Source organism: Candidatus Avelusimicrobium luingense (assembly GCF_902757105.1).
GTDB classification, from domain to species: Bacteria; Elusimicrobiota; Elusimicrobia; order Elusimicrobiales; family Elusimicrobiaceae; genus Avelusimicrobium; species Avelusimicrobium luingense.
Genome location: NZ_CACVTK010000005.1, coordinates 39118 through 60015, shown reverse-complemented (window position 1 = coordinate 60015; position 20898 = coordinate 39118). Strand labels below are relative to the sequence as shown.

General features: G+C 44.4%; 24 protein-coding genes and 1 tRNA gene. 14 read left to right on the top strand and 11 right to left on the bottom strand.

Going from position 1 to position 20898, the window contains the following annotated elements; all coding sequences use genetic code 11:
• Nucleotides 1–52: 52 nt before the first annotated feature.
• The gene (locus tag ACQY3H_RS05405; RefSeq protein WP_428075556.1) at nt 53–595 is read right to left on the bottom strand and encodes a type IV pilin protein; all 543 of its coding nucleotides are present in this window, start codon (nt 593–595) and stop codon (nt 53–55) included.
• Between the two features lie 145 nt (nt 596–740).
• On the opposite strand from ACQY3H_RS05405, the gene pyrH reads away from it, so the two are divergent.
• Nucleotides 741–1457 (top strand): UMP kinase, encoded by a 717-nt coding sequence (gene pyrH / locus ACQY3H_RS05400; RefSeq protein ID WP_428075555.1) that lies wholly within the window; start codon nt 741–743, stop codon nt 1455–1457.
• A 59-nt stretch (nt 1458–1516) separates the two neighbouring features.
• Here the strand turns inward: pyrH and ACQY3H_RS05395 are convergent, their stop codons facing one another.
• Entirely contained in the window at nt 1517–2068 is a 552-nt protein-coding gene (locus ACQY3H_RS05395; protein ID WP_428075554.1) for a type IV pilin protein, read from the bottom strand.
• Between the two features lie 125 nt (nt 2069–2193).
• Here ACQY3H_RS05395 and ACQY3H_RS05390 point away from each other — a divergent pair, with 125 nt between their 5' ends.
• The 9 genes from ACQY3H_RS05390 to ACQY3H_RS05350 all read left to right on the top strand — a co-directional run bounded on the left by ACQY3H_RS05390 (nt 2194) and on the right by ACQY3H_RS05350 (nt 11168).
• A complete protein-coding gene (locus ACQY3H_RS05390) occupies nt 2194–3360 on the top strand; it encodes a hypothetical protein (RefSeq protein WP_428075553.1) in 1167 nt (388 codons plus the stop codon).
• A 46-nt stretch (nt 3361–3406) separates the two neighbouring features.
• Entirely contained in the window at nt 3407–3961 is a 555-nt protein-coding gene (gene frr / locus ACQY3H_RS05385) for a ribosome recycling factor (protein ID WP_428075665.1), read from the top strand.
• Between the two features lie 84 nt (nt 3962–4045).
• On the top strand, nt 4046–4732 hold the full coding sequence (locus ACQY3H_RS05380; RefSeq protein ID WP_428075552.1) for an isoprenyl transferase: 687 nt from the start codon (nt 4046–4048) through the stop codon (nt 4730–4732).
• Between the two features lie 42 nt (nt 4733–4774).
• Nucleotides 4775–5590 (top strand): phosphatidate cytidylyltransferase, encoded by an 816-nt coding sequence (locus ACQY3H_RS05375; RefSeq protein ID WP_428075551.1) that lies wholly within the window; start codon nt 4775–4777, stop codon nt 5588–5590.
• On the top strand, nt 5587–6786 hold the full coding sequence (locus tag ACQY3H_RS05370) for a 1-deoxy-D-xylulose-5-phosphate reductoisomerase (RefSeq protein WP_428075550.1): 1200 nt from the start codon (nt 5587–5589) through the stop codon (nt 6784–6786). Before ACQY3H_RS05375 ends, ACQY3H_RS05370 begins: the two co-directional genes overlap by 4 nt.
• An 8-nt stretch (nt 6787–6794) precedes the next feature.
• Nucleotides 6795–7922 carry a M50 family metallopeptidase gene (locus ACQY3H_RS05365; RefSeq protein ID WP_428075549.1) on the top strand — a complete coding sequence of 376 codons (1128 nt, stop codon included), beginning with the start codon at nt 6795–6797 and terminating at the stop codon, nt 7920–7922.
• Complete coding sequence (ispG, locus tag ACQY3H_RS05360; RefSeq protein WP_428075548.1) at nt 7909–8991, top strand: flavodoxin-dependent (E)-4-hydroxy-3-methylbut-2-enyl-diphosphate synthase; 1083 nt, start codon at nt 7909–7911, stop codon at nt 8989–8991. Before ACQY3H_RS05365 ends, ispG begins: the two co-directional genes overlap by 14 nt.
• Before the next feature lies 1 nt (nt 8992).
• Nucleotides 8993–9433 (top strand): hypothetical protein, encoded by a 441-nt coding sequence (locus tag ACQY3H_RS05355; protein ID WP_428075547.1) that lies wholly within the window; start codon nt 8993–8995, stop codon nt 9431–9433.
• A 13-nt stretch (nt 9434–9446) separates the two neighbouring features.
• The gene (locus ACQY3H_RS05350; RefSeq protein ID WP_428075546.1) at nt 9447–11168 is read left to right on the top strand and encodes a proline--tRNA ligase; all 1722 of its coding nucleotides are present in this window, start codon (nt 9447–9449) and stop codon (nt 11166–11168) included.
• 34 nt (nt 11169–11202) lie between these two features.
• Here ACQY3H_RS05350 and ACQY3H_RS05345 read toward each other — a convergent pair whose 3' ends face one another.
• Entirely contained in the window at nt 11203–11736 is a 534-nt protein-coding gene (locus ACQY3H_RS05345) for a type IV pilin protein (RefSeq protein ID WP_428075545.1), read from the bottom strand.
• Between the two features lie 138 nt (nt 11737–11874).
• On the opposite strand from ACQY3H_RS05345, the gene ACQY3H_RS05340 reads away from it, so the two are divergent.
• The 3 genes from ACQY3H_RS05340 to ACQY3H_RS05330 all read left to right on the top strand — a co-directional run bounded on the left by ACQY3H_RS05340 (nt 11875) and on the right by ACQY3H_RS05330 (nt 15372).
• The gene (locus ACQY3H_RS05340; protein WP_428075544.1) at nt 11875–14103 is read left to right on the top strand and encodes an O-antigen ligase family protein; all 2229 of its coding nucleotides are present in this window, start codon (nt 11875–11877) and stop codon (nt 14101–14103) included.
• A 74-nt stretch (nt 14104–14177) separates the two neighbouring features.
• Nucleotides 14178–14250, top strand: a tRNA-Thr gene (locus ACQY3H_RS05335).
• Between the two features lie 573 nt (nt 14251–14823).
• Nucleotides 14824–15372, top strand: coding sequence for a type IV pilin protein (locus ACQY3H_RS05330; RefSeq protein WP_428075543.1), 549 nt, complete (start codon nt 14824–14826; stop codon nt 15370–15372).
• Nucleotides 15373–15549: 177 nt separating this feature from the next.
• On the opposite strand, the gene ACQY3H_RS05325 is transcribed toward ACQY3H_RS05330, so the two are convergent.
• From ACQY3H_RS05325 to ACQY3H_RS05290, 8 genes are read right to left on the bottom strand one after another with little or no spacing between them, the layout of a single operon-like run.
• A complete protein-coding gene (locus ACQY3H_RS05325; protein ID WP_428075542.1) occupies nt 15550–15753 on the bottom strand; it encodes a hypothetical protein in 204 nt (67 codons plus the stop codon).
• A complete protein-coding gene (locus ACQY3H_RS05320) occupies nt 15753–15932 on the bottom strand; it encodes a hypothetical protein (RefSeq protein ID WP_428075541.1) in 180 nt (59 codons plus the stop codon). The genes ACQY3H_RS05325 and ACQY3H_RS05320 overlap by 1 nt, the downstream gene beginning before the upstream one ends.
• Before the next feature lie 4 nt (nt 15933–15936).
• Nucleotides 15937–16323 carry a M15 family metallopeptidase gene (locus ACQY3H_RS05315; protein WP_428075540.1) on the bottom strand — a complete coding sequence of 129 codons (387 nt, stop codon included), beginning with the start codon at nt 16321–16323 and terminating at the stop codon, nt 15937–15939.
• Nucleotides 16287–16517: a hypothetical protein gene (locus tag ACQY3H_RS05310; RefSeq protein ID WP_428075539.1), complete on the bottom strand. Its 231-nt coding sequence runs from the start codon at nt 16515–16517 to the stop codon at nt 16287–16289. Before ACQY3H_RS05310 ends, ACQY3H_RS05315 begins: the two co-directional genes overlap by 37 nt.
• Nucleotides 16514–16837, bottom strand: coding sequence for a hypothetical protein (locus tag ACQY3H_RS05305; protein ID WP_428075538.1), 324 nt, complete (start codon nt 16835–16837; stop codon nt 16514–16516). Before ACQY3H_RS05305 ends, ACQY3H_RS05310 begins: the two co-directional genes overlap by 4 nt.
• A gap of 1 nt (nt 16838) precedes the next feature.
• Nucleotides 16839–18347, bottom strand: a complete 1509-nt coding sequence (locus tag ACQY3H_RS05300; RefSeq protein WP_428075537.1) for a hypothetical protein — start codon at nt 18345–18347, stop codon at nt 16839–16841.
• Between the two features lie 9 nt (nt 18348–18356).
• The gene (locus tag ACQY3H_RS05295) at nt 18357–19580 is read right to left on the bottom strand and encodes a hypothetical protein (RefSeq protein ID WP_428075536.1); all 1224 of its coding nucleotides are present in this window, start codon (nt 19578–19580) and stop codon (nt 18357–18359) included.
• A 3-nt stretch (nt 19581–19583) separates the two neighbouring features.
• The gene (locus tag ACQY3H_RS05290; protein ID WP_428075535.1) at nt 19584–20075 is read right to left on the bottom strand and encodes a hypothetical protein; all 492 of its coding nucleotides are present in this window, start codon (nt 20073–20075) and stop codon (nt 19584–19586) included.
• A gap of 85 nt (nt 20076–20160) precedes the next feature.
• On the opposite strand from ACQY3H_RS05290, the gene ACQY3H_RS05285 reads away from it, so the two are divergent.
• A complete protein-coding gene (locus ACQY3H_RS05285; RefSeq protein WP_428075534.1) occupies nt 20161–20886 on the top strand; it encodes a phage holin family protein in 726 nt (241 codons plus the stop codon).
• Nucleotides 20887–20898 lie beyond the last annotated feature (12 nt).

Genomic DNA, 20898 nt, shown 5'->3' with positions numbered 1-20898 from the left:
TGAAAAGTTGTGGTAAGATTAACCCCCGCAAGATTTTTTGCGGGGGTTTTGTTTATTGATAATAAAAGCCCGTTGTATTTGTGCCCCAACTACTGCCAGATTTCGTGCCCGTTTCATTTACACAGACCTGGTAATTCACATCGCTGGCATTAGTGCTGTGAGAAACACACACAGCGCCCCCACCATCCGACGGAAATGCACTGTGGTCAAACCCGAGTACATACCTTAAATAATCCGATCCGTTCTTTTTTAATATACATTGAATATCGTAGCGGACAACATCCGATAAAATATCCAATCCACACCAACCCCAAGGAAACGAGGCCGTGTAAGCACCGTTAGAATAGCTCGTGGCAGGCAAATCTATATCCAAATCGGTTAAAGAACTACTATAATGTCCATTGGCTAAATAATATACTTCTTGTGCATCAGCAATACTTTTGGCTATCGTTTTTACTTGAACGTAGCGGCTTTTCCACACCGCTTTTTGGTACTGCGGTACCGCCACCGCCGCCAAAATGCCAATGATTAACACCACTACCAATAATTCAATCAGCGTAAAACCGTCTAAATGACCCGCTTTTGTGTTCTTCATAAATTTTCTCCTTTAATATTTAACATCACTTTTATAAAGTATAACAAAAAAAAACATTGTCAAGAGTCTTGTTAAGAATCAACAACATATTGCGTTATTATCATATCAAATTTGCTATACTGTAAAAAATCATAAGGAGAATGCTATGACCCCCACCAAGAAAAAAAGAGTTTTATTAAAATTATCCGGCGAAGCACTGACGGCCGAAGGCCACCGCGGAATTAACCCGCAATCCTTAAAAGAAATCGCCGTAGAAATTGCCGACGCTTACCGCCATAGCAATTGCGAACTAGCCATCGTCATCGGTGGCGGAAACATTTGGCGCGGCGTACGCGACGGGGGCGGCGTTATTGACCGCGTCAATTCGGACAGTATGGGCATGCTCGCCACGGTCATCAATGCTATTGCCTTGCAGTCTGCCATTGAAGAAGCCGGCGTTCCCACCCGCGTGCAAACTTCCATCAACATTTACCAACTGGCCGAAGCATTTGTGCGCAGAAAAGCACTTCGCCATTTAGAAAAAGGCCGCGTCGTTATTTTTGCGGGCGGCACCGGCAACCCGTTCTTTACTACCGACAGCGCAGCGGCTTTGCGTGCCTCTGAAATCAATGCCGATATTTTGCTCAAAGCCACGCAAGTGGACGGCGTGTACGATAGCGACCCGCGCAAAAATCCCGATGCCAAACTCATTCGCAAAATTTCATATACCGATGCTATCGCCAAACGCTTGCAATTTATGGATACAGCGGCGCTTGCCTTGTGTATGGAGAAACAATTGCCGATACAAGTATTTAATTTACACGTAAAAGGCAATATTAAAAAAGCCTTGTGCGGCGAAGAAATCGGTACTTTAATTTACTAAAGAAAACAAAAAAATATCCGGAGTCACCAAAGACTCCGGATATTTTTTATGCGATATTTTTATTGAACACCGACGGCGGCACAATGCGTTTTAGCCTGTCCCCAAGAACCATTGACATCTATCATAGAATCTACTCCAAACCGCTCGGCCCACCATTGGCAAACGACTTTTCGGTCCGACAAATTATCCGGAACAGCATACAATACACGCTTACCCGTATCCCAATATAAGTATTGAGAAATATATCCGTTATGTATCCAACTTCCGGCGTACAAATGTACCCACCCGGAACCGCTATCAATTCCAAAACGCCAATTTCCTAACTTATTATAATGGTTGCCCGCGTCATCATAACTGGTAAATTTTGCTTCCGTAGCAAGTTCGTCCGTTACATAAATACCCGAACTGGGAGCCCCGTTTGCTAACACATACAGTTGCATGCCCTTAAAAATAGTATCCATCGTCGTATCCACTTCCACCAGACGCGCTTTCAAAACCGCTTTTTTATACTGCGGCAGTGCCACACCGGCCAAAATACCGATAATTAACACCACTACCAATAATTCTATCAACGTAAAACCATACGAACGACGCGCCATTTTATTTTCCATAATTAGTCTCCTTTTTCATATTTTACTTTAATACAAAAAATTCAGCAAAAAAATGTAATCAAATGGCACAAATCATCCAACCCAAAACTGATATAATAAAATTGACTTTATCCGGAGAAATCTGAATGAAAAAACGTATTATCCCTTTGATTGGAATTTTTATTTTATTTACCGGGCTTGTAGTTTTTTTGGCTTCCCGTAAGCAGACACAATCCCCCAATCAAAAACCGCTTACCGAAGAAGAACTCGACCGATTAGACGCGCAAGATTTATCTACCGTTTTGCCACCGAAAATTGCCGAAACGGTTGCCAAACTCAGTAAACTCGGTAATACCAACATAACATTTACCAAGAAACTGATACCCGTTAACGCCCAAACCGCCGTCAAATTCAAATACGGCGAAAACCCGTCCGAAGCCGATTTAGCCAAAATGGAAGAGGACACCACCAAAGTAGAAAACATTTTATTCAACAATGCCAAACGCCGTGCGGACAATAAAAAATTGCAAGAGCAATTCTTTCAAGCGGAAAATGAACGCTGGCGTAAAAAATTACCCCTACACCGCGACAATTTAACCTTCCGCAGTGCTACCGGCAAACGCCCGGTTTCCCACAAAAAAATAGATTGCCCTACCACGGACATGTGGGGCGGCAAAACAACGGGAATGATGTGTTACGAATATAAATATCCGAAAGAATTAAAAAGTATTTTCTATTTTTCAGATGACGTCCTGCACGAACGCGACGATTTCGACCAAAATATTTTGCAAACGCGTTATATTTTCCATACACCGCCGTTTTACAATTCCCCCCATCAGCATTTAATACGCCCTGTTTTGGCCGGACGGGTGTGGGGTGCTCATTTATATAACGGGAATTTACTTCCTTATAAAGATCTTACCTTTGACGGGGACGGAATTGTAATCAGTAAACTGACACGCGATTTTGCTACTAAAACCATTAAAGATATCGGATACGACAGTGAACATCATTTTCATTCTTTTTCCGTAAGACATCTTACGCAACTGACAGAAAATCCGGCCAATGTTTCCGCGGATTATGAATTATATGTACAAATTATTTGGCCGTCTGTCAGCACGGAAAATACCCCGCGCCGCTACGGATTGGCGGAAACCAAAAACGGTCACACCAACCGGTATTACGGATCATGGAAAGAAAACGAAAACCATGCTACCGTGCTGGATAACGGCATGATTTTCCCCGCCGCTACCGAAGAGACGCGAGCACCCACCTATTGCGATTTATATCCAAAAGGGTGCAAGAAGAAATAAATTGCTATAATAAATTAACTTTATTTGTGAGGTTATTATGGAAGGAATCAGCACTTTACTCGCTAAAACGAAAACCGATATGGCCGAACACGTTGCCCGCTTGGAACGCGATTTGGCTACTATCCGCACCGGACGCGCCAGCGCGGGACTCTTGGAAAACATCCGCGTAGATTACTACGGCACGCCTACCCCGATTAAACAAATGGCCGTCATTAACATTTTAGACGCCAAAACGTTGGAAATTCAACCGTGGGACATCAGTTCGCTTAATGATATTGATAAAGCACTCCAACAAGCCGATTTGGGGGCCAGCCCTGTTAACAACGGCAAAGTAATTCGTATTACGCTCCCGTCCATGACGGAAGAACGCCGCAAACAACTCGCCAAAAACATTTCCAAAATGAGCGAAGATTTCAAAGTAGCGGTACGCAACGTCCGCCGCGACGTCATGGAAAAACTTAAAAAAGCGCAAAAAGCGTCTGAAATTACCGAGGACGATCTCAAGCGCTACGAAGGTGATGTCCAAAAAGCGACCGATGCAAACATCGCGCAGATTGATAAAGTCATCGCCAACAAAGAAGCCGAAATCATGAAGATATAACTTCGCCATACATAATTACTAAAAAATAGAGTTCCTCCAAAGGGCTCTATTTTTTAGTCTCTCTAATAAAGTAAAATATCATATATGATAAGCGCACATCCCAAACATATTGCCATTATTATGGACGGTAACGGACGTTGGGCCAAAGCCCGCCATTTGCCGCGTTTAGCCGGGCACAATGCCGGAGCCAAGGCCGTAGAGCGCACGTTAAAAGCCGCGCGCAAGTACGGAATTGCGTTTATTACGTTATATGCATTTTCATCGGAGAATTGGAGTCGTCCGCAAGAAGAAATAGACGGACTGATGAAACTGTTGTCAAAAACCTTGCAAGACTATACCAAAACTGCCGCTAAAGAAAATATTCGCTTGTGGGTCAGCGGCGAGCGAGAACCGCTCCCCCCCGCTTTGCTTACCCAAATTGATGAGGCTATCGCCGCAACGGCGCAAAATACCGGATTAACCGTCAACCTAGCCCTTAATTATGGAGCGCGACAAGAAATCACACACGCTATAAATGCGGCCATCGCCGCCGGAGAAAAAGACATCTCCCCTGATACTTTACGCCGCTATTTTTATCATCCCGATTTACCCGATCCGGAACTCATTATCCGCACATCGGGAGAAGAGCGACTTTCCAACTTTTTGCTTTGGCAAGCCGCGTATAGTGAATTTTATTTCACCCCCGTTTTGTGGCCGGACTTTGATGAAACCGAATTTGAAAAAGCCCTTGCCGCTTATCAAAACCGCTCGCGCCGATTCGGCGGCATCTAAAACCTTGCGCACGCGCGTACGGAAATTTAGTAAAATAAAAATATGCTATTACCTAGAATTTTAACGGCCGTTATCGGCCTTCCCGTTATTTTAGCCGCTATCCATTTTGGCGGTATTGTGTACATGGTCTTTGTAGGCTGTGTAATTTTACTGTGTCTATACGAATACAGTTTAGTGTTGACCATGGGTAAAAAACCCATTCATACACTTAGTTTATTATTATTCGGTGCCATCATGGCCACCGTGGCTATTTTAGGCCGCACCTCACTTCAAAGCGAACTGCCCGATAACTTATACCCCTTTGCCATTAGTGTGGTGCTGTGCGGCGTATTATTTTTAGAAGTCATTACACCCAAACGCTCCTGGGAACGTGTATGCAATACATTGGCGGGAATATTCCTAATTCCTTGGTCTTTGGCGCATTTAATCAACTTGCGCGATATCCCGCAATACGGCGAATATTTGACGTTGTTTATGATGATTACGATTTGGGTTTCCGATACCGGAGCATATTTCTCGGGCCGGTTTTTTGGACGCCACAAACTTAATACTGAAGTCAGCCCCAAAAAAACATGGGAAGGCGCCATCGGCGGAACGTTACTGGCCATCGGAGCAGCCGTACTCATGCAACATTTATTTTTACCGACCTATATGTCTGTTAAAACGGCCATTTGGTTAGGGCTTTTAGTGGCTATTATCGGGCAAGTATCCGACTTGGCCGAATCGGTACTTAAACGCTCTGCAGGAGTAAAAGATTCTTCTTCCCTGCTGCCCGGTCATGGCGGATTTTTAGACCGTTTTGATTCTTATTTACTGCTTGCACCGTTATTTTATTACGTGGTACTTTATACGTTATGAAACACATTGTCATTTTAGGTTCTACCGGGTCCATCGGCACGTCCTCTTTAGATGTAATTTCCCGTCTGGGGCAAAACTATCAAGTGCTCGGTTTGTCGGCCAACAACAACGCTGATTTGTTCTTAAAACAAGTTCATCAATTTAAGCCCCGTTTTGCGGCCGTTATGAATCCGGCCACTTACGAAAAAATCAAAGATCAAATACCTACTTGCACCCGGCTTTTACCGCCGGAAATTGATAGTCTTTGCTTTATGGCTTCACTTCCCAGTGCCGATTTAATTATTAACGGTGTCGTCGGAGCCATAGGCTTTCAACCGCTTGTATCTGCCATCAAAGCGGGCAAAACAGTAGCCCTTGCCAACAAAGAGCCCATGGTTATGGCCGGCAAGACCTTAATGAAAGAATGTCAGCGTTGGAAAGGAGCCATCTTACCGGTAGATAGCGAACCGTCAGCGATTTTCCAATGTTTAACAGGCATGGCAGACGAACATTCTTATCCTACGATTTCGCAAGATATTTCCCGCATTTTTTTAACGGCATCCGGCGGGCCGTTTGCCAAACGCAAAGGGGCGCTTTCTACGGTCACCCCCGAAGAAGCACTAAATCATCCACGCTGGAAAATGGGTAAAAAAATTACCATTGATTCGGCAACGCTGATGAACAAAGGGTTTGAATCTATTGAGATTATGAATTTGTTTAATTTGCCCGAGCAAAAAGTACAAATTGTTATTCATCCGCAATCTATTGTCCACTCTGCGGTAGAATTTTACGACGGGGCGATTTTAGCCCAAATGGGTGAGCCGGATATGCGTGTGCCGATACAATACGCTATTACATATCCCAAACGCTTGCCCGGCCCGGTTAAAAAATTAAATTTATTTGAAGTTGCCAAATTGGAATTTTCCGCACCTGATTTGAACCGCTTTCCCTGCTTAGAACTGGCTTTAGCCGCGGCGCGGCAAGGCGGTATTTTCCCCGCCGTATTAAGTGCGGCTGATGAAATTGCCGTAGAATCGTTTTTGAACGGCCAAATCAAATTTACCGATATAGCCAAACTGGTGTATTCGGTTCTTAAAGCAGCCCCGCAAACTCCCGGCGATGCCACGCTCAACCAAGCGGTAGAAGCCGACCGGTGGGCGCGCGAAAAAGCCACAGAAATACTGGCAGATAAAAGTTACCGCAAGGCCATTATCTAGGAGAATCTATGTTACTTTCTATTCTTGCTGTTCTGGTTGTACTAAGTCCGATTGTCATCGTGCACGAGTTTGGGCATTTTTTAGCCTGCCGCTTAACAGGCATTCGTGTCAATGAATTTTCATTCGGATTTGGCAAAATACTGTGGCATAAAAAATCAGGCGATACCGACTATCAAATCCGTGCCATTCCGTTCGGCGGTTTTGTAGAGCCGGCCGGGCCGATGTTCCACCCGGAAAACGCCACCGAGCCGCCTAAGCCCTACGAATTTGCCGCTAAAAAATGGTACGCCAAATTTTTTATGGTAGTTAACGGAGCGCTGTTTAACTATCTGCTTGCGGCGGTGTTATTTATGGGGCTGGCCTACTTCAAAGGGGTACCGCAAACGGATCCCACGCGTTTATCGGCTACCGTCGGCGAAACAGTTACAGGGTATCCGGCCGAAAAAATAGATTTACAACCCGGCGACGTGATTGTAAAGTTAAACGACAAAGATATTCACAATTGGCAAGAACTCAATGACGCGCTTGCCGCACGCGAAGGCGATTTAACCATTACGTTTTTGCGCGACGGTCAAACGCAAACAAAAATTATTAAAGACAACGAATTCAACGCCGATAAGCCCAAGGTGCTCGGCATTACCGTGCAACCGGAATATGAAGATGTCGGCGTGTGGAGAGCCGTTGGGTTAGGGTTTTATCAATGTTATTATTGGACGGCTTTATCGCTTACGTCGTTAGCGCACAGTTTCAAGCAGAAAAAAGCCCCGGAACTGGCCGGGCCGATTGGTATTGTAAACGTCATTCATAAAGCGGCGCACCGCAATATCGTAGATTTTATCTTTTTAATTGCCTTATTATCCGTAGCGGTAGGGATGTTTAACTTATTTCCTATCCCGATATTAGACGGCGGTTATGCGCTTGTATATTTATGGGAAGGATTGACACACAAATTACCGACGGAAAAAACTTTAAATATTGCCGTAAATTGCGGACTGTATTTACTGATTTTACTGGTGGTCTATGCGTCTTATTCCGACATTAAACGCATATTTTTCCCCGCCAAACCCGCCGCCGCTGTAACGCAGACGGCTGACGAAAAAACATCTTCACCCGAGGTTAAAAATGTACAAGACTAGAGAAGTAAAAGTAGGGCCTTATACTTTAGGGACAGGGCACCCGGTACGCGTGCAAAGTATGTGTAATACCGACACGCGCAACCCTCAAGAAACCGCCGCGCAAATCTGCGCGTTGGAACAAGCCGGTTGCGAAATCAACCGCGTAGCCGTGCCGGATATGGACGCCGCCAAAGCCATTGGCGAAATTAAAAAGAAAATTCACTCCCCCTTGGTGGCGGACATTCATTTTGACTATAAACTTGCATTGGAAGCCATCAAACAAGGCGTAGATAAAGTGCGCATTAACCCGGGGAATATCGGTGCGGTAGAAAACACCAAAGAAGTGGTGCGTGCCGCCAAAGACCACGGCGTGGCCATTCGTATCGGCGTGAATGCGGGAAGTGTAAAATACTTAAAACAAGTACAGGGCCGCATGGAACTATCCGACGATAAATGGGCCGAAGTTATGGTCAATGAGGCGCTGGAACAAGCCAACATTTTAGAGCAACTGAATTTCAAAGATGTCGTCGTTTCGCTTAAATCAGATAGTTTCAAACGCACCGTTTTAGCCAACGAACTTTTTGCCAAACAAAGCGATATTCCCTTACATATCGGGCTTACCGAAGCGGGCAGTTTTTTAAGCGGTACCGTCAAGAGCGCGGTAGCGTTAGGAACGCTTTTACAACAAGGAATCGGCGCGACGATTCGCGTTTCGTTAACCGAAGATCCGCGCTTGCAAGTACGCACCGCGTATGAGATTTTAAAAGCGCTAAATTTGCGCGAATACGGCCCGAATTTGATTTCCTGCCCGACGTGCGGACGTACACAAGTGGACGTAACGGGCACCGTACACGCGTTAGAAGAAAAAATTTATAACGACAGTGCCTTGCGCCAAAAAGCCACCGGCTTAAAAATTGCCGTGATGGGTTGTATTGTCAACGGCCCGGGCGAAGCGCGCGATGCGGACTTTGGTATTGCCGGCGGCAAAGGTGAAGGTCTTTACTTTGAACACGGACAAACGATGTTCAAACTCCCGCAAGAAAAATGGGTAGATTTTTTAATAGAAAAAATTAACACTTGGGAGAAATAATATGAAAAAAATAATAGTTTTAATTATATTTTCTAGTTTATTGAGTGCGTGTGTCACTTCAACAACGAAGCAAGCATCACAAAAAGACCACGCAAAACCTGCTTATCCAAATTATAATATTCCCCGTAATGTGGACAAAATTATTAAAGGGTTAGAAGGTTGCAAAAAAGAATTTGCTTTTGAAACAATAGGACTTCCTACCGGAGAAAAAACCGTAGATGGAAAAAAATATTTTGAGTGGTCCTTTATGAAAGGCAGATGTGTCGTTCATGCTAATGTAAATGAATCTAACATTATCGATCATATCTACTACAGCGACTATAAAGGGTATTGTGAACATATTTATGTGCGCCTTGTTCGTTATTATCGTACACATCCGGCGCAATCATCGGAAACTTGCCCTAATCGTACTGATTTACAAGGAAATCACTCTATTAAATAAGGACAAATAAATTATGAAATTATCAAATTACTATATTCCAACCTTAAAAGAAGCACCGAAAGATGCTGATACACTCTCGGCAAAACTGATGATTCGCGCGGGACTCATTCGCAAACTCGCCAGCGGCCTATATGAATGGTTACCGCTTGGTTTGCGCGTTCTTAAAAAAGTAGAAAATATCGTGCGCGAAGAAATGGAAAAAGCCGGCGCGTGCGAAGTATGGTTACCCGTGGTGCAACCCAAAGAACTTTGGGAAGAAAGCGGACGTTGGACTTTTTACGGCAAAGAATTACTGCGTTTTGAAGACCGCAAACAGGCCGAGTTTTGTATCGCTCCGACCGCCGAAGAAGTCATCACCGATCTCGTACGCAAAGACGTATCTTCTTACAAACAATTACCCGTTTGTTTGTATCAATTCGGCACCAAATTCCGCGACGAAATCCGCCCCCGTTTTGGCGTCATGCGTGCGCGTGAGTTTTATATGAAAGATGCTTATTCTTTCGCCGCCACCGATGAAGATGCTTCTACCTGGTATAAAAAAATGTATGACGCCTATCAGCGCATTTTCAAACGCTGTGGGTTTGAATTTGCCGCAGTAGAAGCCGACACCGGATCTATCGGCGGGAATTTTTCGCACGAATTTATGGTACTGGCCGACACCGGCGAAGATACTATTGCCAACTGTACGGCCTGCGGATATGCCGCCAATACGGAAAAAGCGGAAATTCTAAAACCGGCCGACGTGCAAATTAACATGGCCGACTTAAAACCTATCGAAAAGCGCAACACGCCTAACGCGCATAGCGTAGAAGACGTAGCCCAACTATTGGGCGTACCGAGTGAAAAACTAATCAAACTACTCGTTTTCACCGCCGACGGGACACCCGTCATCGCACTTGTTCGCGGCGACCACGAGTTAAACGAATTTAAGTTTAGAGCCCTCTTAAAATGTAACGAACTGGAAAAAGCCAGCGAAGAAGTCTATACGCAAGTGACCGGTTCGCCCGTCGGGTTTGCGGGGGCCCAAGGGTTGAAAGCCAAAAACCCGAACGTTAAAATTTACGCTGATAACTACGTAAAAAATATTGTGAGCGGTGTAGCGGGCGGCAATGAAAAAGATGTCCACGCCGTTAACGTTACCCCCCAGCGCGATATTCAAGTGGACGTGTATGCCGACCTTAAAATGGCTTCCGCCGGCGATAAATGCGCGCGGTGCGGAGCACCGTTCACGTTTAAGCGCGGCATTGAAACGGGACACGTGTTCAAACTCGGCACCAAATATTCTGCCGCTATGCACGCCACCTTTTTAGACGAAAACCAAAAAGCCCAACCGATGATTATGGGTTGCTATGGTATCGGTATCAGCCGCGTAGTAGCCGCCGCCATTGAGCAAAGCCACGACGACAACGGTATTATTTGGCCCGAGCCTTTAGCCCCGTTTGATGTGGCACTCGTAGCCATTGATTACGACTCCAACCCCGAAGTCAAAAAATATACCGACGAAATTTGCGCGCAATTGGAAAGTGCGGGAATTTCCGTCTTGCTAGATGACCGCGACGAACGCCCCGGCATCAAATTCAAAGACATGGACTTAATCGGTCTGCCGCACCGTTTGGTCGTTAGCAGTCGCACCGTCAAAGACGGCGAGTGTGAATATAAAAACCGCCGCGAAAAAGAGGCCGTGCGGTGGAAATTAGGCGACGCAGTAAAGCAACTTATTGAAAAAGTTAAATAAACAAAAAACCCCGGGCTTCAACCCCGGGGTATTTTTATAATGCAATCTCGTATGCGTTCATTACACAACCGCCGCCGTATTGTATGGTTCTTACTTGCGTACTACCCATACTTTTACACATACTGACCGCCGTAGGATTTGTAGAACAAGCCAAACATTCCTTACGATCCGGATAATCAGAATTGCTGTACCATTGGGCATAACCATACTGATAATTTGGCGCATACCCTAAATTAGCACGATGGCTGTGTTCACGAATATCAATAGTAAAATTCGGGCATGTTAAATAATCGCCGGATGCCGTACAATTATCAAAATCAATATCCAACGAATCTCTGAAACTTGACCAACCCGTTCCCCCCGGATATTCCCCATTAGCCATATAGTAAAGTTCAAATGCTTTGGCAAAACTGCTTACCGCCCCGCGAATTTCGGAAAAACGCGCTTTCATTACCGCCACTTTATATTGCGGCAAGGCTACACTTGCCAAAATGCCAATAATAAGAACTACCACTAATAATTCTATAAGCGTAAATCCCTCTAAACGCCCCGACAGTTGTTTTTTCATAATAAATCCTCTTTACTAAATTATTCCAACAGTTAAATTATAGTATAAAAAAAAACATCAAGTATTTCCACTTGAAAAAAACCACACTATGGGCAGGCTTCTCAAACCCGACGCGCTATAATTTGTTACTATATAAATATGGTAAAAAAAGCACACAAAAATGCAGCAACTTCCCAAACTGCAGAATCATATATTCACCGCGCGCTGGTACACATTACCGGAGCATTAGGGTGTTTAATCAGCATTTCTTTTTTTACGGCCACGTATGATTCGGCACAAGTGAAATTAACCTTGTTGCATATGGGTGGATTTTTGCTACTTGCGTTATGGAGTGCATTGCAAATTTCCCGCCGAAAAAACCCCTTTTCCAAACAAACTATTTTATCTTTATTACCTCTATTTGTATATCTTGGTTGGAATATCGTGTGCTATATCTTTGCCCCGCTACACTTGGAAGCCGCCGAAGAATTTATCCGGTTTTTATTATATGGTTTCATTACGATTCTTGCCGTTACCGAATTTACATTTCAAGATGTCAAATGCATTACCAAATGGATTATTTGGGCCGTGGTAATTTCGTTTGCGTATGGCGTAGTACAAGTAGCAGACGGATTTTCCCCCGGGTTAGACCCCATGCCTTGGCGCGGTTTTTTTACAAAACGTATTTTTTCCACGCACGCTAATCCCAACTTTTTTGCTGATTTTATTATTTTCTCGTCGTGTATTTTATCGGGCGTTTATTTGGCAACCCGACAAAAAAAATACCTGTTCTTAAATGGGATAGGGCTTATACTGCTCTTTTTTACCGAGAGTAAAGGGGCGTGGATTGCGTATGCCGTTGCGTTAGCAGCCGGGGCCTTGTTATGGGCCAACTTCAACGAACGTATCAAAAAATACCGTTTGCGTATCAATGTAGTGACGTTATGCGCAATAGTGGCCACGGCGGTATTAGTGGGTTTTTATACCGCCAAACGGTTTCAATCGGTCAATTTCCGTACCCACACATGGCGCGGAACGGTAGAAATGATTAAAGATTCGCCCGTTTTAGGGGTGGGAATCGGCAATTTCAAAACCATTTACAGTGCCTACCGCCGCCCGCAAATTTTCTATATTGAAAATTCCCATAATACCGAAACCCAACACGCCGAAAATGAATTATTAGAGCAAGCCGCTGTTTGCGGTATTATCGGGTTAGCGGTGTTTTTATGGTGGATGGGATTTTTGTTTTACTTATCCGTGCGCACGCTACGCCGAGAAGAACTCCCCCCCGAAAAGCAGTATTATTTGCTAGGTTATACGGCGGCCTTACTCGGAATGTTTGTGCACAGTTGGGTAGATATCAGCATACACTTTGCTTCCAGCGGATATTTCTTTGCGTTATTTATGGGTGTCTTACCCGCTTTGTGTTATCCTAAAAAACCGGAAGAAAGTCAACCTTTGCCGGTTCAACATCCAAAATTGCTTATCGCCTTGCGGTGGGGTTTAACGGTCGGGACGGCGGGACTGGCCGGTTGGATTTTGTTATCGTTCAAAGACATTGTGCATGTACTGACTTTTAAGACACTGGGCGATTGGTTACAAATTTTAGCGGCGGGAATATGTTTGGGCGCCTGTGTAATCGGAGCGGGAATTGTTGTTTGGCAAAGTGCTAAAAAATTACGCTCTGCGCTTGCTTTTATTCCGTTATTTTTATTACTTCCGTTGGAAGTTATTGCTTATTGTCCGTTCCAAGCCAATCATTTTTACAGTTTGGCCATTGCGCTTAACAACGTACGCGATTTAGAAAGTTCGGCCATGTATTTTACCAAAGCCGTACGGCTTAACCCTTTACAAAGCGAATATCGCCAATTTCGCGCCAATATCTTTATGGGACTGTGGAATTTGGATAAATCGATACTTCCTAACCGCGGCGATAAAAAAACAGCATCCGACGATTTTTCCCGCGCATTAGCCGATTTTCAAATCGTTGCAAAACGCTCGCCCAACCATGCGCTGTTGTATCACAACATGGGCCAACTGTATTATAAAATGGCACTGACACGCTCTGAAATGTCCGCCCATGCGCGATCATTAGAAGAACATCAACAATTAAGACAAGAAGCCATAGACCATATGGCCCATGCTAAACAATCGTTTGAGCGTTCCTTACAAAGCAACCCGACAAACCCCGAAACCTATGTTTATTTGGCACAAATCGGACTATTGGAAAACAATGTAGAAGAAGCCCAAAACTGGTTAGATAAATTATACAAAGGGCCCGACGGAGTAACCGAGCCGGAATTTTTGCAAAGAAACCGCAATTATATCCCCGCCTTGCAACTGCAAGCCCAACTTAATGCCCGGCGAGCCAAACAAAATGTCCGTTAACCCCCGCCTTCCCGAAAAGAGACGTGCAAAAATTTTACTTTTTTTGTAAAATATAAGGGTATTAAGAATTTGTCGCCAAGATAGCTCAGCTGGTAGAGCAATCGCTTCGTAAGCGATAGGTCCGGGGTTCGATCCCCCGTCTTGGCTGGATATAAAAACCCCGCTTATGCGGGGTTTTTTATGTCCGAATCAAGACAGGATACCAACTGCTTGGTATCCGTGGGGGAGCGAAAGGCGCAGCGATGTTTTTGTTTGAGCGTGTGCAAGCCGCGAAAGGCAAAAACCGCGAGCCCGGCCTGCAGGAAAACTCCGTCAGGAGTTTTACCGGAAGGCGAAGTCCCGTCTTGGCTGGATATAAAAACCCCGCATAAGCGGGGTTTTTTATGTCCGAATCAAGACAGGATACCAACTGCTTGGTATCCGTGGGGGAGCGAAAGGCGCAGCGTTGTTTTTGTTTGAGCGTGTGCAAGCCGCGAAAGGCAAAAACCGCGAGCCCGGCCTGCAGGAAAACTCCGTCAGGAGTTTTACCGGAAGGCGAAGGCCCCGTCTTGGCTGGATATAAAACCCCGTGTAAGCGGGGTTTTTTATTGGATATTATATTCAATTATTCTCATTTCAAATATTATATAGCCTTATAGATTTTTTTATTTATCCTATTGCGTTTAAGCGGTTTTTTGCTATACTATGAGTAGTTGGTTTTAAGTATATAGGGAGAAAATTATGCAACACAAACAAAATCGTCGTGGTTTTACTTTAATTGAACTATTAGTAGTAGTACTGATCATCGGTATTTTGACGGCAGTAGCATTACCGCAATATACTACGGCTGTAGAAAAATCGCGCGCCGCAGAAGCGTTAACCTTAATGAGCGCGATGGCCGGGTCTGTTGAACGTTATCGTTTACAAAAAGATGTATGGCCCTGTGGCGGTAGTGTTTCCTGTGATACCGCATTTACCAAATTAGATGTTGAAATTCCTATGATCGGTAACGTTTATCGTGGTAAATCCTTTATTATGTCCATGACCGCCACAGCAACCGATGCCAACGCCATTACCATCAATGCCACCCGTGATTTGCCCGGTACACAAAAATACAGACTCAAAACCGTTATTACCGAACAAGCCAACGGGACATTTACACATAGACGCACTTGTGTAAAAATGACAAACGATACTACCGAAGCCGATGCGGATGTTAATGATGGTACGGAAGCGTCTAAATTCTGCTTCGCCGTCACTAACGGTCATGCCGGAGACGGTAAATTCTAATTGACTTTTTACAACAAGAGAAAAGCGGGACACCCTGTCCCGCTTTTTTTATGGTCAATTCAATTATTTCATTGACATAAACTATCATCCACGCATATACAATAATGCGCGAGTAATGCCCGCGCATTTTGGTCGTTCACGCCCGTATCTTTGTAATCAAAGCCCACCATGCAAGCGTTACTTCGTTTGTTGTAATTTGTCGCGCACCCGGTCAATATCAGTACGGCGCACATGATCCATAATAGTTTGGGCATTTTCACGCTCTTTGATTTCTCGTTTGAGTGCGGCTAATCGCTCGGCACGTTCGCCGTCTTGTTTGGCAAAATATACAACCAAACCGATTAAACCGCACCCAAACACTAACGCTAATAAATACTGCATTATTTCGTCATGGAGCCGTCGGGGTTGAAAAGACCCAACGCCGACAAGATTTTGATAATCTTGGCTAATACTCCATCGTCTTTTTGCGTGGGCGTAAGTTTAACGATAATAGAGCATACCGTTACCACTCCGCCGATAATGGCTAAAATATCTTTCCAATGTTGCATGATCCAGTCCATATTATTACTCCTTGATTTCAATGTGCGGCCAGTCTTTTAACTTGGCCCATTTACCGCCATAAACAAAATGGCTTGTGATTTCCCCGCTTTGGCGTAACATATTGGCTATCGTATCAAAGCGGACTATCATTTCGTTAAAGCGGCTTAAATTATCCCAGTCAATAGGATAGGGCGCAATATCCACCGCCAAAGACGGCGTTTTGTTATGCGCCGAGTGTGGATATTTCACGTTACTTGTGCCTTGCCTGTAAGCGGCATTTTGCTCTTTTTCCCCCCTACGCCCGCACAGTACCGAGAAATCATATTGCTTGATTAACTCGTTACAAACGGCCTGTAAATCGGGGTGGCAAGTGGCTAATCGTTGTTTGCTTGCGTTACTGAATTTTGGCATTGTTCGTGTTCCTTAACTTCTACCAAAGTTTCAAGCCGGATAATACGGCGGTCAAAGTTGTTATGCTTTTCCACTTTCTTATCAAGTCGTGCGATATCCCGCCGAATGGCTTTGAGTTCAAACCACACAAACCCCGCCATAAAAGTAAGATATAGCACTTCTTTCCACGTTAAACCGATATCTGCCGGGTTCATAACAATTCCCGTAATTGCTCGGCGAGTTCTTCAATTTCTTGCGCTTTCATTTTCACATACTCGCTGGCACCGCTATTTTCGGAAAGCACCATTTCGCGCATGGGCCGAATAAGCCCTGTTTGCGACTCTAATTGCGCCACTTGTTCTTCTATTTCTTGACGGTGCGGTTTTTGCGGCGCATAACCTTTCACATACCAACAGCCGTTATATGATTTTTCCACTTCCATTTCGGTCATACCGATAGACTTATAAAACTTTGTATTAGTTCCTAAACCGACTTCGCAAAGTTTAGTTTCTTCATTTACGATTTTTGCAAACATATTAGTTCACTCCTTTTAACGGATAATAAGTAGCGGTAGTTCCCGCAAACCCTTGACACGAAACATACCAACCTTTCGGCACTAATGCCCAGCCGTTTCCGAAACCACTACCGTTAGAGGCATCTTGAAATATAATCAACGGTATAGCATCAGCCGTACTGCCTGTTTTTGAAATAAACAAATCGTGGTCTTGGTTTGCAGGGTCGTGTACGCAAACGATAGCGTCGCAAGGAATCTGCACCCAATTATAGGTGCCAACAACCGTAGCGGTAATAGCCACCGCCGATTCATAATCGGGCATCATCCACGAAACAATTTCTGCACGGGCAGTTTGGCTTACATTTGCTATATTGCTCAAATCAGTATCCGTTTTCCCCGTCAATGCTTGTTGAAACTGGGCGGCTTGTGCGGTGCTTGCCGGAATAGCAGCATTATAAGCACACACCCACGGATACAAGGTTGTATGCGCCGGAGTTGCCCCGCATTGAGAAGAATTTCCGGCACCTGCACCAGACGGCACAGCGCCACTTTGCGTGATACCATCTGTCGTATTAGCCATTTTCACATAGTTGGTAAGTTTAGGCAGACGGATAGTCTTGTTAGTGGTATCAATGACATATTTCGGACATTCGCCATAAGTCGTAATGGCGGTTTCATAATCAGCGGCAGAGATTTGTAATTCCGTATGTGTCGCTACCCATTGATAAAAGTCCGGATAGAGTTCATCGGCATTAGCAATCGTTTCACCGGTAAATAACGGAAGACCGCCGGGGTTATCTTGAGCAGAAGAAGATTGCGAATAAAACACTTCGCCGACAAATTTTCCTAATGTATGTTCGGCATAATATTGAGCCGTTTGTGCAGCGCCGACAGCCGCTGCCGTAGATTGTTCTACCTGTTGGCAAGCCGTTTGTGTTTGCGCACTAATTGCCCCGGTAGCATTTTGTTTCGCCATCGCAATATCGCTTACGGCTTGCTGGGCAGTGCTGGTGGCTATAGCCGCGCTGGCAGAAGCCGTATTGGCGGCCGCGGCCGCTTCGACGGAAGCCGTTACAGCACTCTGTTTGGCTGTCATTACTTCATTAAAAAAAGTATCGGTATCTAATGCCCCCGGTTGGGTAGAAACGGGATATTTGATACAACGGTCTATTTTTTCCGATAATTCTTGCGCAATCAAGGTTAATTTATCATATCCTTGCTCTAATACTTCGGCATCCAATTCTCCTTGCCTAAGCAAATCGATTTGTTGGGTAGGCGGTGTGTTACGTACGAGCGTAATTGTCCAACCGCTGGCTAACGGTTCTTGTCCGCTTTCTTCGACAGGATACGTTAACATATCATTAGTAACATTTAAGGCATAGCCCGTAGTTACTTGTGTTTGCACACCTTGCGGAGACGTAATAAATACTTGTAAATTATCCGCCGCATATAAGGGAAAATCAACTTCCCATTGACGGGTAATACCATTGCCCGCATAAATACGTTTAGTCAGTTGCATTGAAACTGTCATTTTTTTCTCCTAATACGTTAATAATGTTTTTAATTGTTTCCAAATTTGTAGTTGTTCTTCTTCAGACGAGCCGCCTAACACCTGATAAGAGGCTTGTGTTATATCTTGAGAAGAAAACCCTTGTTTGTTCATCCAAGTTTCTATGGCCCGGCATAACCAATGTTGGGCACGCGCTTCTTTCCCACCGCGCAGTTTTTGTTGGACAGATTTAAGATGAAAATAATCTTGTGGAGAACAAAGTCCTTTCGCATAGGCTTGTTCCATATCCGTCGTGGAATTAAAATAATTTTTAACAAACCACGCTTGTTGTGCAGGGCTTGCCGGCTGTTCCGGTTGCTGGGCGGCTTCACAGGCAATAGCGAAATCGTCCCCTCGTAACAAGGTTTGGCGGGCCAGCAACTGTGTTTTTTGTTCATTATCAACTTGCGAAAGTTGCCCAAACAAATCAGCCTGCGCTAATGCTTGTTGCTGACGTGTTTGATGGGCCAAATCAACAATTTCACGTTGGATATCTTTCTTTAATTCTTCATCGGGTTCTTGGAGTTGTTCGCAAGCAAGCGTTTGTGCCAGTTGCGGCTGATTATCATGTTGAGATAAGGCCGCTTGAAATAATTGCTTGGCTTGTTGTTTGGCAAATGTATGACGGATTTGTTGGGCACATCTGGCTTGGACAGAATCGTCTAAACACGCTCCTTGCACTGTTAAAACCTGTTGGGCCGTTTGCCAATCATCGTCAGATAGCGAACGCAAGATATGCTTTTCTACCGTCTGGGCACGAAAACGATTCGTTTGTCCGGCGGCTTCTTGCGCAGATAACCCGCTTTGTTCTAATCGCATTTGTTGCATAGGCAGTTGCGTCTCTAAATAAGCATGCAACGATGCATTGTCCGGTAATAAAGCCCCTATTTTTACCATCCACTCGCCTTCATGCAATGCTTGCTGTTGCGCTTGTTGGCGAGTGCGTTGATTTTCTTCTTGCCGGGCCGCCTGACGAAGGGCCGCATAGTCTGCCACAACGGGAGCGTCTGCCATCGTCTTATCAAAATGAGAAGCGGCAAACTGATCTAAAAACGAGACCGTTACTCCCCCCGTGGCGGCAATTTCGTGTTTAACAGACTGCTCAAATTGTTTCCGAATCTCTTTATCAGCAGATACAGCGGGTATTTCCGTCGGGCTAGGAACAAATTTTTCTTTATCTATCGTTTGTTGTGGTAAAAAAGGTACCTGCGGCATACACTAAAATCCTCCTAAAAATTTAGATAAAGCCGAACCGATTGACCACGACGTAGCCCCTGAATTAGCGGCTTTGCGGTTTTGATACGCGGCTTGTTTCAGCGCACGTACCTGCGCGACAGCCTGTTCGTTATTTTGGGCAACTTGTGTTTGTAAATCTTCGGCAATGATTTGCTCGTCTAACAAGGCTTGGAAACGACTGTTTTTCAAAATATATTGCACCGTCGCCGATGATGCATCCAATCCCGCGACTGCAAAATTGGCATTTTGAGTACCTTGAGTTTGGAAAAAATCCCGATAATTTTTTCGCGCTTTTTCCGCAGCCGATTGCAACAAATAACCGTTTTGTTGTTGGGCTTGTGCCGCTACCAAAGCGGCTTGATATTCTTCTTGTTGAGCCAAATTACGATAGGCAGACTCGGTTTGTTTTTGTGTTTTTATTTCTTTGAGAAAAGTGTTTACCCCTTTCCCGATTCCTGCTAACATTTCTTGCATGATTCCTCCTAAATAACCTAAAAATAAAATTTATAATATGCTTAAAAAAACATATAATAAAAGAAAATATAACTAAGGAGCATATATGACTGGATTACTTATTTTGTTGTTATTTGTACTGGCCGCCATATACGGTTTATTTTTTCTGTTCTTCAAACTGATATGGTTATTATTCAAAAAACATAAAAATAAATGGCCGCTTATTTTGGCGGGAATCAGTACATTTATTTCCTGTTTACTTGTTGCCGGATTGATTGCTTGGGGCGTAGGTAAATTGCTTTCCCCGTTCCGTCCGTTACAACAACGTATTGAAAGCAATCCGCAACCCCGGTATGAAACCGTGGCCTATACCGATCCCGTATACAACTTTTCGTTACAACTGCCCGAAGGCGTAGATTATTCGGAGTGGATATCTTTTCCCGGTGTGGAAACGAAATTAGGGATAAATACCAATCTTTTCAAAAAAGACGCCGCCGGTAAAAAAATTACCGAACCGGTCACCATTAGTGCCATCGTACGCCAAACCCAAAATGTAGATACCACCAATCCATTTGGCGAATTGGAAGCGGCTTTAACTTCGCAACAAGACCGTCGTTTCAACTTAGAAGAATATGGCCCACAAACGATAAACGGTATGCCGGGATATTATATACACGGTACGATGTATACAAACCGCGGGCCGTTCCCGGTATGGTTAAAAGCGATCTATAAAGACGGGGTTATTACTTATGTTTTTGCCTCTACGCTAAGTGAAAATGAAATTTCATTTCAAGAAGCAAAAAGCCTAGTAGATAGTTTGCAATTACCTTAACAGACAGATTGT